This is a genomic window from Methylobacterium nigriterrae, assembly GCF_037106235.1.
Classification (GTDB): domain Bacteria; phylum Pseudomonadota; class Alphaproteobacteria; order Rhizobiales; family Beijerinckiaceae; genus Methylobacterium; species Methylobacterium nigriterrae.
Genome location: NZ_JBAWTG010000007.1, coordinates 1 through 14,424, shown reverse-complemented (window position 1 = coordinate 14,424; position 14,424 = coordinate 1). Strand labels below are relative to the sequence as shown.

The following is a 14,424-nucleotide window of genomic DNA, read 5'->3' as shown; positions in this document are numbered from 1 at the left end:
GTTAACGGTGCGTAAACGGCCCGGCAAAAGCTGCCGGGCCGGCAGTTTCCGGCAGTGGCCCGCAGCGTGGCCGATCCGTCAAGCCCCGGAAAAACCCTTCAAATTCAAACCATTATGGAAAGGCGGCGGCTGGCACGGTCCTGGCAGGGTGGGGCGAGACCTGTCCCGATCGAAGCCCGGCATGAACCCGCAGCCCTCCGGCCCCCGCACCCTTCTGAGCCTGGCGCTGGCGCTGGCCGTGCTCGTGCTCGGCCAAGCCGGGCCGGCCCTCGCCCTGTCCCGGGTCAAGGACCTCGCCTCGATCGAGGGCGTGCGCCAGAACCAGCTCGTCGGCTACGGCATCGTGGTGGGCCTCAACGGCACCGGCGACACGCTGAACAACATCCCGTTCACCAAGCAGTCGCTGCAGGCGATGCTGGAGCGGCTCGGGGTCAACACGCGGGGCGCCACCATGCGCACCCAGAACCTCGCCGCCGTGATGGTGACGGCGAGCCTGCCGCCCTTCGCCGCCCAGGGCACCCGGATCGACGTCACCGTGTCCTCGCTCGGCGACGCGAAGTCGCTGCAGGGCGGGACCCTTCTGGTGACCCCGCTGCTCGGCGCCGACGGCGAGGTCTACGCGCTGGCGCAGGGATCGGTCGCCATCGCGGGCTTCGCCGCCGAAGGCGACGCTGCGAAGATCACCCGCGGCGTGCCGACGAACGGGCGCATCTCGAACGGGGCCAATATCGAGCGCGAGATCGCCTTCAGGCTGAACGACGCGCGCACGCTCCGCCTCTCGCTGCGCAATCCGGACTTCACCACCTCGAAGCGCATCGCCTCGGCCATCAACGACTTCATGGGCGAGGACACCGCCGAGCCGACCGACCCGGCGACCGTGACGCTGCAGATCCCGGCCCGCTTCCACGGCAACATGATCCGCCTCGTCACCGAGGTCGAGCAGCTCAAGGTCGAGCCCGATCAGACCGCCAAGGTCGTGGTCGACGAGCGCTCGGGGATCATCGTGATGGGCCGCGACGTGCGCGTCTCCACGGTGGCGATCGCGCAGGGCAACCTCACGGTCACCATCACCGAGCAGCCGCAGGTGAGCCAGCCGAACCCGCTCTCGAACGGCCAGACCGTGGTGGTGCCGCGCACGGGCCTGAAGGTGGATACGGGCGACGGCAACAAGCTCGCCCTCGTCAAGGAGGGCGTCACGCTGCGCGAGCTCGTGGACGGCCTCAACGCCCTCGGGGTCGGCCCCCGCGACCTCATCTCGATCCTGCAGGCCATCAAGGCCGCGGGCGCCCTCCAGGCCGACATTGAGCTGATGTGATGCCGCCCCTCCCCTCTCCCTCCGCCACAGCGAGGTAATCCCATGCTGCCGCTCGCCACCTTCGCCGCCTCGGCCGCCCTGCAGGTCGGCAAGTCCATCGCCGGCAACATCGCGGCCTCGGTCACGAAGACCGCCGACGACTCGGCCAAGGCCGCGAGCACCAAAGCCAGGAAGGCCGCGACCGACTTCGAGTCGATGTTCCTCGAGCAGAGCCTCGACCGCCTGACGCAGTCCGAGGGCACCGACGGGCCGCTCGGCGAGAACGGCACGGGCGGCGGCGTCTACCGCTCGATGCTCACGAAGGAATACGCGAGCCAGGTCGTGAAGAGCGGCGGCGTCGGCATCGCCGATCAGGTCTACCGCGAGATGATGAAGATGCAGGAGGCCGCCCGTGCCGCGTGAGACCGACGCCAAGCCGGTGCGGATCGGCGACCGGGCCGGCGCCGAGGCCCTCGTGGCCGAGGTGATGGCGACGATGCAGGCCCTGGCGGAGATCCTCGCCGAGGAGAGCGGCCATGTCCGCGCCGGCCGCCTGCGCGAGGGCCTCGCCCAGTCCGGGCGCAAGAGCGCGCTCGCGGCCGCCTACATGCTGGGCCTCGAGACGGCCAAGGCCAACGCCATCGCGCTGGCCCGCTTCGCGCCGCAGGGGGTCGAGACCCTGAAGGCCGCGCATCGCCGCTTCATGGCCGAGGTCGAGACGAACCAGATGGTCCTGGCCACCGCGCGCACCGTCTCGGAGGGCCTGATCAAGTCTTTGGCGGACGAGATCGGCCGCGCCCGCACGCCGACGATCTACGGCGCGCCGTCGGTCTCGCCCTCCCCTTACGGACGGGGCGCGCGCAGCGGGCCGCTCGTGCTCTCGCGCAGCCTCTAGAGCCCGATGCGGAAAAGCGGAGTCCGGTTTTCCGGAATCATCGTGCGACCAGAATGAGATAGAGCATGCCGCTGTATCCACGAAAGAGCCGCATGCTCTCCGGTCAGGGCCGGCCGCTCCCGATGCGCACGAAGGTCCGCACCGGGCCGTAATCGGTCTCGGAGCGGGTATCGATCGCGAAGCGTCCGGAGGCCGTGGGCCGGGCCGCCGCGCCGTGATCGATCCGCGCATCGAGGCCGGCGCGCACGCGGCCCGAGAGGCGGATGCAGCTGCGGCTCCCCGGCACCCGAACGAAGCCCTGGCCCTGGGACGGGCACGCCTGCAACGGCTCGGCGACCGGCGCCCTGACGGGCTCGCGCGCCGAGGCCGGCACGAGCGGCGTCATGAGGACGACGGCCAGGCAAAGGACACGAAACGAACCTGCCATCACCACGGCTCCCGCTTCCGGCTCCGCTCGACGATAGGCGGCCGGATGCCGGCCGATCAAGCGGGCTGGCGCGCCAGCCCGCGACGCAGGTGCGGATGGGCTCCTCGACGGAACCGTCGAGGCGGGCGCCGGTGCGCTGCCCGCGCCCGCCTCGTCAGCTGAGATAGTTCACGAGCGAGAGCTTCGAGAGCATCGAGGTGACCTGATAGCTCGCCTGGAGCTGGTTCTGCGTCGCCAGAAGCTTGGCCGCGACCTCCTCGGTCGTGACCGATTCGACCGAATCGAGGGACGATTGCAGCGTGGCGCGGGTGGTCTTGTTCTGCGACTGGGCGTTCGAGAGCGAGCTCGCCGCGAGGCTGAAGTCGGAGGCGACCGTCTCCAGCGTCCCGGCAGCGGGCAGGATCGCGGTCGTGCGCTGGGCGACCGCGTTCCAGCGATCCTGCGCGGTGGTGGCCGACACCCCGGCATTGCTGACGGCGGCCGCGGCGAGCGATGTCAGCGCGGCTTTGATCGCGGCCTCGTTGGCGCGGGCGCCGACCTCGACGGTCTGGGTGGCGCCGACCCGGACGCTCGCCGAACCGCGCGCATCGGTCGACGATATCTCGCCCTGGTACCATTGAACCGTCGAGACGGGCGGCGTCTGCGCCGAGGCCTGGGCGGCCGTGAGGAAGACGGGGTTGCTGCTCGCGTCGAAGCCCACGCGCTTCACGCCGGTCTCGTCGAAGAAGTTCTGGGTCGCCCGCACGACCGAGCTTGCCGACAGGGTCGTGTTGGCCTCGTAGCCAAGCGCGTTCCTGATCGCCGTCGAGAGATTGGCGGCGGTGTTGGCCGGGCTCGTCGGGTCGATCGCGAAATCGGTCGTGGATCCGGCCGCCGACGAGCCCATCGCCGTCAGCGTGATGGTCCTGGTGGTGTTGTCGGGCAGCGCCAGCGTGAGCGTGAGGCTGTCGCCCGCGGCAGGATTCCCGGAGAGCCCGATCTGGTAGGAGGGCGGCGAGGCCGCGGCCGTGGTGACGGTGAAGGCGGATCCTTTCGCGGTCGGCGCGCTCGGCAGGCCGAAGCCGAAGGCCGGCGGCGTCGCCGCGCTGGCGGCCGAGAGCGTCAGGTTCGTCGCCGGCGCGACGGGCGCGGCGAGCGTCAGCCGCCCGAGACCCGTATTCGGCGCCGCCACATCCGTCCCGATATCCGCGTTGATCAGCTCCTGGACGACGGTCTTCAGGCCATCCTTCTGCGGCGCGGTCGATCCGTTCAGGAGCGTGTCGGTCGAGACGACCGGCGGCGTGTTCGAGACGCGGCCGCCGAACAGGTACTGGTCGGCCGATTGCTGGTTCAGCGCGTCGATCGCGGCGTCGAGGCCGTTGCGCGCGAGCAGCGCATTGTTCGACGCGCTCGCCCCGTTGTTCAGGGCGGCATTGTCGATGCTCTTGCGCAGCGTCGTCGTCAGGCTCGAGAGCTCGGTCAGGCTCGCCGAGGCGAGTTGCACGCGGGTCTGCGCGGTCGTGATGGTCGAGTCGTAGCCGTCGAGCGCGCTCAGCGCCGCGTGGGCGCTCAGGCTCTCGGAGCGTCCCGTGCCGAGGCCGCCATAGGTCTCGGCGGCGCGCCCCGTCGTCAGCTGCGTCGTGAGCGTGTCGAGTTGGCTCTTCAGGTTGACGAGGTTGGCCGTGTTTCGGCCCGTCGCGTAGCTGCCCGCGGCGAACGGCTGGATGATCGACATGGCTGGCCTCAGATCCGCAACAGGGTATCGAGCATGTCGCGGGCCGCGGTCAGAACGCGGGCATTGGCCGTGTAGGCCGTCTGCAGCTCGATGAGGCGCGACATCTCCTCGTCGATGTTGACGCCGGCGGTCGCCGCGAAGCGGCCCTGCGCCGTCGAGAGCGCCACGCTCTGGCCCTCGTCGAGGCTCTGGGCCGTCGTCGCCGCGGCCCCCTGCGCGGCGATGACCTCCTGCGCGAAACCGACGACGCTCGCCGAGTGAGGCGCGTTGATACCGCCGATGCCGCTCGAGGACGAGAAGGTCTGCTTCGCGCTCGTCAGGGCGTCGTAGAGATATTGCGGCCGGACCGAATCCGGAAGCGTCGAGGTCGCGCTCGCGGCGACGAGCGGGGAGGTGTCGCTGATCAGCGACGGGTTCACGCCGAGCCGCTGCGCGAGGCCGGTCCGCTGGATGGTCCCGTCGAGCGAGCCCGTGATCAGCGCGGCGCCCGAACCGTCCACGAAGAGCGGGATCTGCGGGAAGCTGCCGGTGAACGAGGTCGTCGAGTTCGGCACCGTGATCGCGGCCGTGACGCCCTGCACGCTCGAACCCGTGACCGAGACCTTGCCCGAGGAAGCCGTGGCGGCGGCCGACACGCCCGACACGAGTGGTGGGGGGCCATCGAGCGCGGCTTTGATCGCGCTCGCGAAGTCCGTCTCCGAGGCCGGCGCGGCCGGGATCGTGAACGCCCTGACGAGCGCGTTCGAATCGTTGGTCTGGCTCGGATCGACCTTGGTGCCGGCCTGGGCCGAGGCGACCAGGTTGATGTTGCGGACGCTGCCGCCCGACGCGACAGGGATCGTGATCGTGTTGCCGGGCTTGATCGATTGCAGGTCGCTCAGGTTGAGGTCGAAGCCGCCGGAGCCGTTCTTCGTGCCCGTCACGCTCTTGTCGGTGAGGGCCTGCGACAGGCCCGCGGCCAGGTCGTCGAGCTGGCGCTGGGCCTGGGGCAGGATCTTGTCGCGCAGCTCGAGCTCGGCCGCGATCGATCCCGAGCGGAGTGCCCCGGATTCCCCGAGGTCGATGGTGCCGCCGCCGGGGGTCGTCGCCGTGATCGTCCCGACGCTGCGCGTCGTCGGATCCGTCGTGTAAGCCGATTCGGCGCTGAGCGTGCCGCGGCCGTCGAAGGACAGCGTCGTCGCGCTGCCGCGGTCGACCAGCGTCACGCCCGAGGTCGTCAGCAGCGTCACGGTGCCGTCGCGCTGATCGACCGTCTTCACGTCGAAATAGGACGAGAGCTGCGTGATCTGCTGGTCGCGCTGATCGAGGATGCCGGCGCGGACGGAATCGTCGCTGGTGCTGGCGGCCTTGAGGTTCAGGCTCGCGATCGAGGTGAGAAGGCTGTTGGCCTGCTGGGTCTCGGCGGACAGGCGGCTCTCGACCCCGGTGCGCAGGTCCTGGATGCTGCCCGCGATGCTGCCGATCTGCGCCGCGACCGTCGAGGCGGCGTTGACGACCGTGGTCCGGGCATTGGCGAGATTGGGGTTGGCGGCGAGCTTCTGCAGCGCCTGCGTGAAGGCGTTGAGGCTCGCGTCGAGCGCGGTCGGATCCCCCGGCGTACCGTAGAGCTTGTCGACCTGCGCCAGGATGTCGGCCTTCGTCGCGGTATAGGCCGAGCCGGACGTCTCGAGCCGCAACTGCTTCAGGGCCGCGTCGTCGAAGGTGCGGCTGACCGTGCCGACGGCGACGCCGGCATTGCCGGGCGCCGTCGAGACCGTGGAGACGGTCCGCTTGACGTAGCCCGCCGTGCCGGCGTTCGCCACGTTCTGCGAGACGATGCCGATCGCGAGCTGCGTCGCCTGCAGCCCGGCCGTCGCGGTGTTGAGGGCATTCACCGACATCTCATCCCTCCCGGCGCCGGGCTCTCACGCTCCTCGGGGCGTCCGTCAACGGATCACGTTGAGCAGGTCGGACATCATCTGCTGGGCGGTCGACATGACGCGCGTGTTCGCAGAGTAGGCCTGCTGGGTTACGATCATCTTAGAGAATTCGCCCGCAATGTCGGTATTCGACTGCTCGACATTGCCGCCGACGATCGTTGCGCCGCCGAGGCCCGCGATCGGCACGCCGGAATCGAGCGTCTGCTCATAATTCCCGCCCGAATCCGGCTTGAGCCCGTCCGGGTTCATGAAATGCACGATCCCGACCGTCGCCACCGGAATGGTCGAGCCGTTCGAGAAGGAGCCGACGATCTTGCCCTCGGGCGTCACCGAGACGCTGTTGAGGGTGCCCGCCGCGTAGCCGTCCTGCGTCAGGGTGTTGGTCGTCACGGAGCCGGCCGAGGAGGCGTACTGCGTCAGCGCGTTGGCGCCGAGGTTGAGATTGAGGTCGCCGACATCGGCGCCGTCCACGGTGACGTCCGGGATCTTGATGGTGACCGAGGCGTCCGCATTCGTCGTCGCGACGCTCGCATCGGTCGGCGGCACGAACTTGCCGGAGGCATCGAACGAGAAGGCCGCGCCGACATTGATCCAGTCCGACGCCGTGGCCGCCGAGCTCGAGCTCGACGCGTAGAACAGGTTCCAGACCGCGTTCGTCGCCGGGGTCGTCGTCGCGTCCGCGTCCTGGACCTTCGCCCAGCGGGTCGAGAGCGAGACCGGCGCGCCGCTCGCCGTGTAGACCGTGAGCGCCGGGCCCGCGATGCTCTTGTCGAGGAAGGCGGGAGCCTCGGTGGTCTTGGCGACCTTCAGGGGCGTGGCGGGCGCGGCCGCCGCGGGATCTGTGATGATCGCGCCGGCCACCGCCGTGTAGGGCGTCGAGTCGCCCGCCTTCGACGCGGTTGTGATCGGCACCTTCGGAAGGTTGGCGCCGTAGGTGATCGCGTTCGTCTGCTTGGCCGGCAGCGTCGTGTTGTTGATCTTGATCGGGCCCGAGGACGTCACCTGGCCCGAGATCGGGTCGAGGTTGTCGCCGAGGAGGTAGGCGCCCGCCCCGTTGGCGAGGTAGCCGTCCTTGTCGAGGGCGAAGTCGCCGCGCCGGGTGTAGAGGTTGTTGCCCGAGAAGGTCGGCTGGCCGTTGGCGTCGCCGGTCTTCTGCTGGACCGTGAAGAAGCCCTGGCCGTTGATGGCCATGTTGGTCGGGATGCTGGTGGCGGCGATGTTGCCCTGGACCGAGTTCGTGAGCTGCGCCTGCGACATCACGGTGCCGGCGACCTCGTGCTTCGGCGTCTGCTCGGCGATGAGGTCGACGAAGCTCGTGTCGACTCGCTTGTAGCCGGTCGTCTGCGAGTTCGCGATGTTCCCCGAGATGTTGCCGATCGCGTAGGACTGCGCCTTCAGTCCGGTGACCGCCGTCTGCAGCGCGGTGAAGATATCCATGGTGGGAGGTCCCGGCCTGAAAACCCTGGATGGCGCCAGGCGGCGGCCATCCTCGGGAGCCTGCCGCGCAACTGGCGTGCCAATGCTAACCCATTGACGATACGAGAGCTTGCAGGCCGGGAGCGGCAAAAAGGAACGTGCGGCCGGCGGCCTCCCGGCAGCTTTTGCCGGGTGGTCGGTGCCGGTCCGCCGGCGTTTACGCGCCGTTATTTCCGGGCGCCTAAGCTGGCGGCATCCGGTCTGGGACAAATGCAGTCATGCGCGCCAAGAGGACGAGCCTCGTCCATCTGATCTATTTTTCCCGGCTGAACCTGTCGTCCGACCCGCAGCTGCGGGCGAACCAGCTCGGCGACATCACGCGGCAGGCTCAGAAGAAGAACGAGTTCTCCGTCATCACGAGCTTCCTGATCATCGAGCAGAACTTCGCCGCCCAGGTCATCGAGGGCGAGCGCACGTCGATTCACGAGACCTTCAACCGGATCGCCGAGGACCAGCGCCATCGCGACGTCCAGATCTGCGAGTGGCGCGAGATCGCCAAGCGCGAGTTCGTCCACTCCTTCAAGACCGGCATGCGGAATACGGCGACGGAGGCCCTGTTCAACAAGGCGAACCTGCTTCCGACGCTGCAGCGGGGAACGCCGAAAGCCGCCGCCATCCACACCCTCGCGGTTTCCCTGCAGGCCGACGCGATGTCCAAGCAGGGCATCGATCACCTGTTCATCTGATTGTCCGAGCGCCGTGACCGGTCCCGCCGACGCCCCTGACCCGAGCCAGCCAGCGCCATGAGCGACACGCCCCCGATCCTCGTCGTCGACGACCAGGAAAAGCTCCTGAAGCTCGTCATCATGCTGATGAACCGGCTCGGATTCCCGGAAGTCGAGGGTGTCACCACGGGCATCGAGGCGCTCGAGCGCCTGCGCGAGCGCAAGTACGCCCTCGTCATCTCGGACCTCGACATGGAGCCGATGGACGGCGTCGCGCTGCTGCGCGAGATCCGCGGCGACGACACCCTGATGAACACGCCCTTCATCCTCACAGAGTCGTCGTTCGACTTCGAGGACATCAACGTCGCCCACCAGGCCGGCGCCGACGCCTTCATCCTCAAGCCGTTCGACATGGCGGTCCTCAAGACCAAGCTGAAGCAGGTCCTGAACCGCAAGCCGCGCCGGCGGGAGGCGCCGCTCGCGACGGAATCGACGCTCAGCATCGACTTCCCGATGCTCGGCAAGTTCTGAACCCGCGCGGACGGGTGCGCCCGCCCCGTCCGCGTGCGGATCCTCAGTCGGCGACGATCCGCCCGTAGAGGTGCCAGGTGGCATGGCCGAGAACCGGCATCACCACGGCGAGCCCGACGAAGAGGGGCAGCGAGCCGAGGACCAGCATCCCGGCGACGATGAAGCCCCAGGCGAGAAGCGTGCGCGGATTCTGCCGGAAGGCCGCGATCGAGGTCTCGAGCGCGGTCAGCGCGTCGACGTGGCGCCCGACGATGAGCGGGACCGAGACCACGCTGACGGCGAGCGTGATCAGCGAGAAGGCGAAGCCCGCGAGGTTGCCGAGCAGGATCAGGGCCCAGCCGCGCTGCGTCGTCAGCACCTCGTGGAAGAAGCCGAGGAACGTCGCCGGAGCGTAGGAATCGTAGAGCGCCCAGTAGAGCCCTTCCGCGACGACGAGCCAGCAGGCGAAGATCGTCGCCAGCAATCCGCCGACGGCGACGAGCGAGCCGACGGCGCGGCGCCTCAGGCCCGAGAAGGCGTAGGCCCAGCTCGTGTCGAGCCCGGCCTCGCGCCGCCGGCTGAGCTCGTACAGGCCGACCGCCGCGAACGGGCCGACCAGCGCGAAGCCGGAGGCCAGCGGGAACAGCAGCGGGATCAGGTTGCCGTCGAAGGTCAGCGCCGCGAGCACGATGCCGATGATCGGGTAGATCAGGCTGATGAAGACGACGTGCGTGGGCATCGCCAGGAAGTCGTCGAAGCCGGCGCGGAGCGCGGCCTTCAGGTCGCTCGCGCCGATGTCGCGCACCGGCAGGGCGGCCGATGCGTGACCGTGGGTGACCGCGTGGAGTGTCGTCATCGCCTAACCTCCGGATGGGAGAAGCTCGCGACGAGAGGCAGCCGGGGCCTGACGCATGCTCGACTGGCAGGCGCCGAGAGCGGAATGGGTCGAGGATAGGCAATCCGGGCGTCGATGTCGCCCGGAACTTGGCTCCGCCGCCGTGACAGGGCGACGGCGCCTGTCAGTCGGATCGCTTCTGGTAATCCTTCACGTCCGTGAAGCGCACCTCCGGCCAGCGCTCCTCCTCGTAGCGGAGCGAGAAGGCGGTGGTCGCCATGAAGACCGGCGCGCCGTCGAGGTCGCTCGCCATCGACGAGCCGTGGCTCCCGATGAACTTGTCGAGTTCGGGCTCCGAATCCGACGCGATCCAGCGGCAAACCGTGAACCGGGTGGTGTCGTAGTCGACGGGCAGGCCGTACTCCGCCTGCAGGCGCTCCTTCAGCACGTCGAGCTGAAGCGCGCCGACGACGCCGACGATGGCCTGCGCGCCGTCATGCGGCAGGAACACCTGCACCACGCCCTCCTCGCCCATCTGCTGCAGCGCCTCGCGCAGCTTCTTGGCCTTCATGGCGTCGGTGAGCTTGATGCGGCGCAGGATCTCGGGGGCGAAGCTCGGCACCCCGCGGAACACGATGTCCTCGCCCTCGGTCAGCGTGTCGCCGATGCGCAGCGTGCCGTGGTTCGGGATGCCGACCACGTCGCCCGCGAAGGCCTCGTCCGCGATGGCGCGGTCCTGCGCGAAGAAGAATTGCGGGGCCGAGAGCGAGATCGGCTTGCCGGTGCGCACGAGGCGCGCCTTCATGCCCCGGTTCAGGCGGCCCGAGCAGACCCGCATGAAGGCGATCCGGTCCCGGTGGTTCGGGTCCATGTTCGCCTGGATCTTGAAGACGAAGCCGGTCATCTTCGGCTCGGTCGGCTCGACGAGGCGCTTGTCGGCGTCCTGGCCGCGCGGCGGCGGCGCGAAGCGGCTGAGCCCGTCGATCAGGTCGCGCACGCCGAAATTGCGGAGCGCCGAGCCGAAGAAGACCGGCGTGAGATGGCCCTCGCGGAAGGCCGCGAGGTCGAAGGCCTTGAGGCCGCCCTCGGCGAGCGCGGCCTCCTCGCGCCAGTTCGCCGCCTCCCCGTCCTCGGTGAGCAGGCGATCGAAGAGCGGATCGTCGAGGCCGGAGACCGGTACGGTGCCGGCATCGTCCGCGGCGTCGAGCCGGCGCACCCGGTTCGCCCCGAGCTCGTAGGTGCCCGCGAAGCCGCGGCCCCGGCCGATCGGCCAGGTGACGGGCGCGACGTCGAGGGCGAGCGTCTTCTCGATCTCGTCGAGAAGCTCGAACGGGTCGCGCGCCTCGCGGTCGAGCTTGTTCACGAAGGTCACGATCGGGATGTCGCGCAGGCGGCAGACCTCGAACAGCTTGCGGGTGCGCGCCTCGATGCCTTTGGCCGCGTCGATCACCATCACGGCCGAATCGACCGCGGTCAGCGTCCGGTAGGTGTCCTCGGAGAAGTCCTCGTGGCCCGGCGTGTCGAGAAGGTTGAAGACGCAGTCGCCGTACTCGAAGGTCATCACCGAGGTCACGACCGAGATGCCGCGCTCCTTCTCGATGCCCATCCAGTCGGACCGGGTCGAGACCCGGTTGCGCTTGGCCTTGACCTCGCCCGCGAGCTGGATCGCGCCCCCGAACAGGAGCAGCTTCTCGGTGAGCGTGGTCTTGCCCGCATCCGGGTGCGAGATGATCGCGAAGGTGCGGCGCCGGGCGACCGGATCGGTCGGGCGGCGGGTTTCGGCGACGTTCTGCGTCTGCATCAACATGGCGGGCAACGGCTCACACGCCCGCGGGCGGGCGATCGTCTCGGACGACGGATCGAAGGGAATCGCTCGCGCCCCGGCGGGCCCCGAGGGCGCTGTCGCGCCTATGTAGGCGCTCCCGCGCAGAATCGCAAAGACGCCCTGCGTCTCAGCCGCGGCCGATATAGGGCATCTTGGTCGCCACGACCGTCATGAACTGGACGTTGGCCGAGAGGGGGAGGCCCGCCATGTAGACGACCGCGTCGGCCACGTGGCGCGCATCGATCACGGGCTCCGGCCGTATCGATCCGTCGGCCTGCCGGGCTCCTTCAGCGAAGCCGCGCGTCATATCGGTCTCGGCGTTGCCGATGTCGATCTGCCCGCAGGCGATGTCGTGGGGGCGTCCGTCGAGGGAGGTGGCGCGGGTCAGGCCGGTGATGGCGTGCTTCGTGGCCGCGTAGGGCGCGGAATTCGGCCGCGGCACCTGCGCGGAGATCGAGCCGTTGTTGATGATTCGCCCGCCGCGCGGATCCTGGGCCTTCATCATCCGGAACGCGGCTCGCGTGCACAGGAAGGCGCCCGTCAGGTTGACGTCGACGGAGGCGCGCCAGTCCTCGAGCGCGATCTCGTCGACGGGCACGGCGGGCGTGAAGATGCCGGCGTTGTTGAACAGGACGTCGAGCCGGCCGAACGCCTCGCGGGTGCGGGCGAACAGCCGCTCCACGGAGCCCGCGTCGGCGACGTCCGCCTCGACGGCGAGCGCCCGCTCGCCGATCTCGTCCGCCGCCGCCTCCAGCGGCGGGCGCCGCCGGCCCGCGAGCACCACCCGGTAGCCGGCCCGCCCGAGGCCGAGCGCCACCGCGCGCCCGACGCCCGAGCCGGCTCCCGTCACGATCGCGACCGGCTGCGTCATCCATCCCTCCCCGCCGTCCGCGGCTTCGTCGACGTCGCAACCCTGTTGCCTCGAAACGCGCCGGCGTCTAGACACCGCACGGCCGCGTTGGGGCGTCGCCAAGTGGTAAGGCAGCGGTTTTTGGTACCGCCATTCCCAGGTTCGAATCCTGGCGCCCCAGCCAGCTTTTTCAAGCTGATCAGGTACTTACAAGCCGGGACATCTCGGCCACACCGGAACAAACGGTGTTCTGGGCCGGCACGAAAGCCGGCACAGTCGTACCTTTGCTACGCTCCGCAGAATCATCCGGCCTGAGGCCGCGCCATCGCGCGATTGGCCTGCGCGCTTTGTCGCGTCCCCTCCCCGCCCGTTCGCGCGCCTGCCCGGCGGCCGGCGAGGCATGCGCGAGGGCCATCCGAGAATTGTCCGATAGGGAGACAGCACCGATGAGCGTTCCTAGGACAGCCGCCCGCGGGTGATTTCAGCGGCCGCGTTCCACATGGATTTTGGTCCTTCCGGCGACACTGGTTCCAAAATCTAAAACGAGGCGTCTGGAACGGGCCCACGCGCTGTTTGGACCGTTCCGTTAGAGCAAGCCCTATTGGAACAGTGACGCTCACTGGTCCGTTTCATGCGGCTGTTCAGCAGCCAGAATTCAACTGTGATCTAGATCACAGATCCCGAAAAAATATATAGCAACTATTTAATTGACTAGCATTGCTCTGACTAAATTTCTCATCGCCGGCTAGTCGCTTAACAACTTCTACCTATAGTCGAAGCCTAATGCCTAGCTTGGCATTTTGGCTAAAAACCACGCGGATTTTTAAGGAGTAAAGGCATGGGCGCGACATGGTACGGCGGTAGCGGAAACGACTATCATTCCTTCTCAGACCCGTCCTGGTGGGAGTTTTGGAAAGACGGCAACGACATCGGGTATGGGAAAGACGGCAACGATACGATCTTGGGCAATGGCGGCAACGACCACCTCTACGGCGGCAACGGGGATGACGACCTCTATGGCGGTGTCGGCAACGACTACCTCTACGGCGGCAACGGCATGGACACGTTGCAGGGCGGCGACGGCAACGACTGGCTCGACGGCGGCGACGGAAACGATTGGCTCGGCGGTTTGACCGGCAATGATACGCTCTTCGGCTATGCCGGGGACGACTACCTAAGTGGCGCTGAAGGCAACGACAAGCTCTACGGCGGTGACGGCAACGATTACCTCGACGGCTGGTCCGGCGACGACAACCTCTACGGCGATAACGGCGACGACACGATGTTCGGCGGCGACGGCAACGACTATCTTGATGGTTGGACCGGCAACGACTTTGTCGATGGCGGCAACGGCAATGACACGCTGCTCGGCTTTGACGGAAACGACAGCGTCTACGGCGGCAACGGCAACGACTACATGTATGGCGAGAGCGGCAACGACTATCTGATCGGCGGCACGGGTGTCGATGTGCTCTACGGCGGATCCGGTGCCGACTCCTTCTACTTCGACACGGCCGATACCGGCGACGTCTATCAGGGCAAGGCCGACACCATCACCGACTTTACCGATTCCGACCAGATCTTCCTGAAGGGCTCGTACAGCTACAATGCCACCGGCACCAACGCGCCTGGCGAGGGCCAGTACAGCATCTGGCAGAAGGACGGCAACTTCGTCGTCACCTACAACTCGACCAGCGACAGCGGCTACCACGACATCGTGGTCAAGGGCGGCGATCCCCACGGCGACATCTCCTTCTACTGAGACGACGCCGGTTTCATTCCGGAATGACACAATGCTCCCGCCGGGTCCGCCCGGCGGGATGTCTGTTTCCAAACCCATTACGCGCGCCGACAGTTCCATAACGTCCATTGCGCGTCCAGGCGTAAGGGCGGTGCGCCTGTCCCGATAACGGTCGGACACTGTTGGCGAATTCGACAGCTATGCCGTGAGGGCCTTGAAGCGTGAGGTGCGCGTGGGTGCCAGCGGACGCAGCGAGAACCAGGCAGCGAGGCG

General features: G+C 68.1%; 13 protein-coding genes and 1 tRNA gene. 7 read left to right on the top strand and 7 right to left on the bottom strand.

Features of this window, described 5'->3' with window-relative positions:
* Positions 1-181: 181 nt before the first annotated feature.
* Genes WDW90_RS06500 through WDW90_RS06490 form a run of 3 tightly spaced genes read left to right on the top strand, consistent with a single transcriptional unit; the run spans position 182 to position 2,189 of the window.
* The gene (locus WDW90_RS06500) at positions 182-1,315 is read left to right on the top strand and encodes a flagellar basal body P-ring protein FlgI (protein WP_336486517.1); all 1,134 of its coding nucleotides are present in this window, start codon (positions 182-184) and stop codon (positions 1,313-1,315) included.
* Positions 1,316-1,357: 42 nt separating this feature from the next.
* Positions 1,358-1,717, top strand: coding sequence for a rod-binding protein (locus WDW90_RS06495; RefSeq protein ID WP_336486516.1), 360 nt, complete (start codon positions 1,358-1,360; stop codon positions 1,715-1,717).
* Positions 1,707-2,189 carry a hypothetical protein gene (locus WDW90_RS06490; protein ID WP_336486515.1) on the top strand — a complete coding sequence of 161 codons (483 nt, stop codon included), beginning with the start codon at positions 1,707-1,709 and terminating at the stop codon, positions 2,187-2,189. Before WDW90_RS06495 ends, WDW90_RS06490 begins: the two co-directional genes overlap by 11 nt.
* 103 nt (positions 2,190-2,292) lie before the next feature.
* On the opposite strand, the gene WDW90_RS06485 is transcribed toward WDW90_RS06490, so the two are convergent.
* The 4 genes from WDW90_RS06485 to WDW90_RS06470 all read right to left on the bottom strand — a co-directional run bounded on the left by WDW90_RS06485 (position 2,293) and on the right by WDW90_RS06470 (position 7,686).
* On the bottom strand, positions 2,293-2,616 hold the full coding sequence (locus tag WDW90_RS06485) for a porin (protein WP_336486514.1): 324 nt from the start codon (positions 2,614-2,616) through the stop codon (positions 2,293-2,295).
* Between the two features lie 154 nt (positions 2,617-2,770).
* The gene (locus tag WDW90_RS06480; RefSeq protein ID WP_336486513.1) at positions 2,771-4,330 is read right to left on the bottom strand and encodes a flagellin; all 1,560 of its coding nucleotides are present in this window, start codon (positions 4,328-4,330) and stop codon (positions 2,771-2,773) included.
* A gap of 8 nt (positions 4,331-4,338) precedes the next feature.
* Positions 4,339-6,210, bottom strand: coding sequence for a flagellar hook-associated protein FlgK (gene flgK / locus WDW90_RS06475; RefSeq protein ID WP_336486512.1), 1,872 nt, complete (start codon positions 6,208-6,210; stop codon positions 4,339-4,341).
* A gap of 45 nt (positions 6,211-6,255) precedes the next feature.
* A complete protein-coding gene (locus WDW90_RS06470; protein WP_336486511.1) occupies positions 6,256-7,686 on the bottom strand; it encodes a flagellar hook protein FlgE in 1,431 nt (476 codons plus the stop codon).
* Positions 7,687-7,943: 257 nt separating this feature from the next.
* Here WDW90_RS06470 and WDW90_RS06465 point away from each other — a divergent pair, with 257 nt between their 5' ends.
* Together WDW90_RS06465 and WDW90_RS06460 are read left to right on the top strand one after the other, a co-directional pair.
* Complete coding sequence (locus WDW90_RS06465) at positions 7,944-8,411, top strand: BLUF domain-containing protein (RefSeq protein WP_336486510.1); 468 nt, start codon at positions 7,944-7,946, stop codon at positions 8,409-8,411.
* 57 nt (positions 8,412-8,468) lie between these two features.
* Positions 8,469-8,921, top strand: a complete 453-nt coding sequence (locus tag WDW90_RS06460) for a response regulator (RefSeq protein WP_336486509.1) — start codon at positions 8,469-8,471, stop codon at positions 8,919-8,921.
* 43 nt (positions 8,922-8,964) lie between these two features.
* On the opposite strand, the gene WDW90_RS06455 is transcribed toward WDW90_RS06460, so the two are convergent.
* The 3 genes from WDW90_RS06455 to WDW90_RS06445 form a co-directional block, all read right to left on the bottom strand.
* Positions 8,965-9,756: a DUF2189 domain-containing protein gene (locus tag WDW90_RS06455; RefSeq protein WP_336486508.1), complete on the bottom strand. Its 792-nt coding sequence runs from the start codon at positions 9,754-9,756 to the stop codon at positions 8,965-8,967.
* A gap of 163 nt (positions 9,757-9,919) precedes the next feature.
* Positions 9,920-11,542 (bottom strand): peptide chain release factor 3, encoded by a 1,623-nt coding sequence (locus WDW90_RS06450; RefSeq protein ID WP_336486507.1) that lies wholly within the window; start codon positions 11,540-11,542, stop codon positions 9,920-9,922.
* Positions 11,543-11,687: 145 nt separating this feature from the next.
* Entirely contained in the window at positions 11,688-12,431 is a 744-nt protein-coding gene (locus WDW90_RS06445; RefSeq protein WP_336486506.1) for an SDR family oxidoreductase, read from the bottom strand.
* Positions 12,432-12,519: 88 nt separating this feature from the next.
* Between WDW90_RS06445 and WDW90_RS06440 the strand changes: the two genes are divergently transcribed.
* Together WDW90_RS06440 and WDW90_RS06435 are read left to right on the top strand one after the other, a co-directional pair.
* Positions 12,520-12,594 (top strand) — tRNA-Gln (locus tag WDW90_RS06440).
* A gap of 654 nt (positions 12,595-13,248) precedes the next feature.
* On the top strand, positions 13,249-14,172 hold the full coding sequence (locus WDW90_RS06435; RefSeq protein WP_336486505.1) for a calcium-binding protein: 924 nt from the start codon (positions 13,249-13,251) through the stop codon (positions 14,170-14,172).
* Positions 14,173-14,424: the final 252 nt, after the last annotated feature.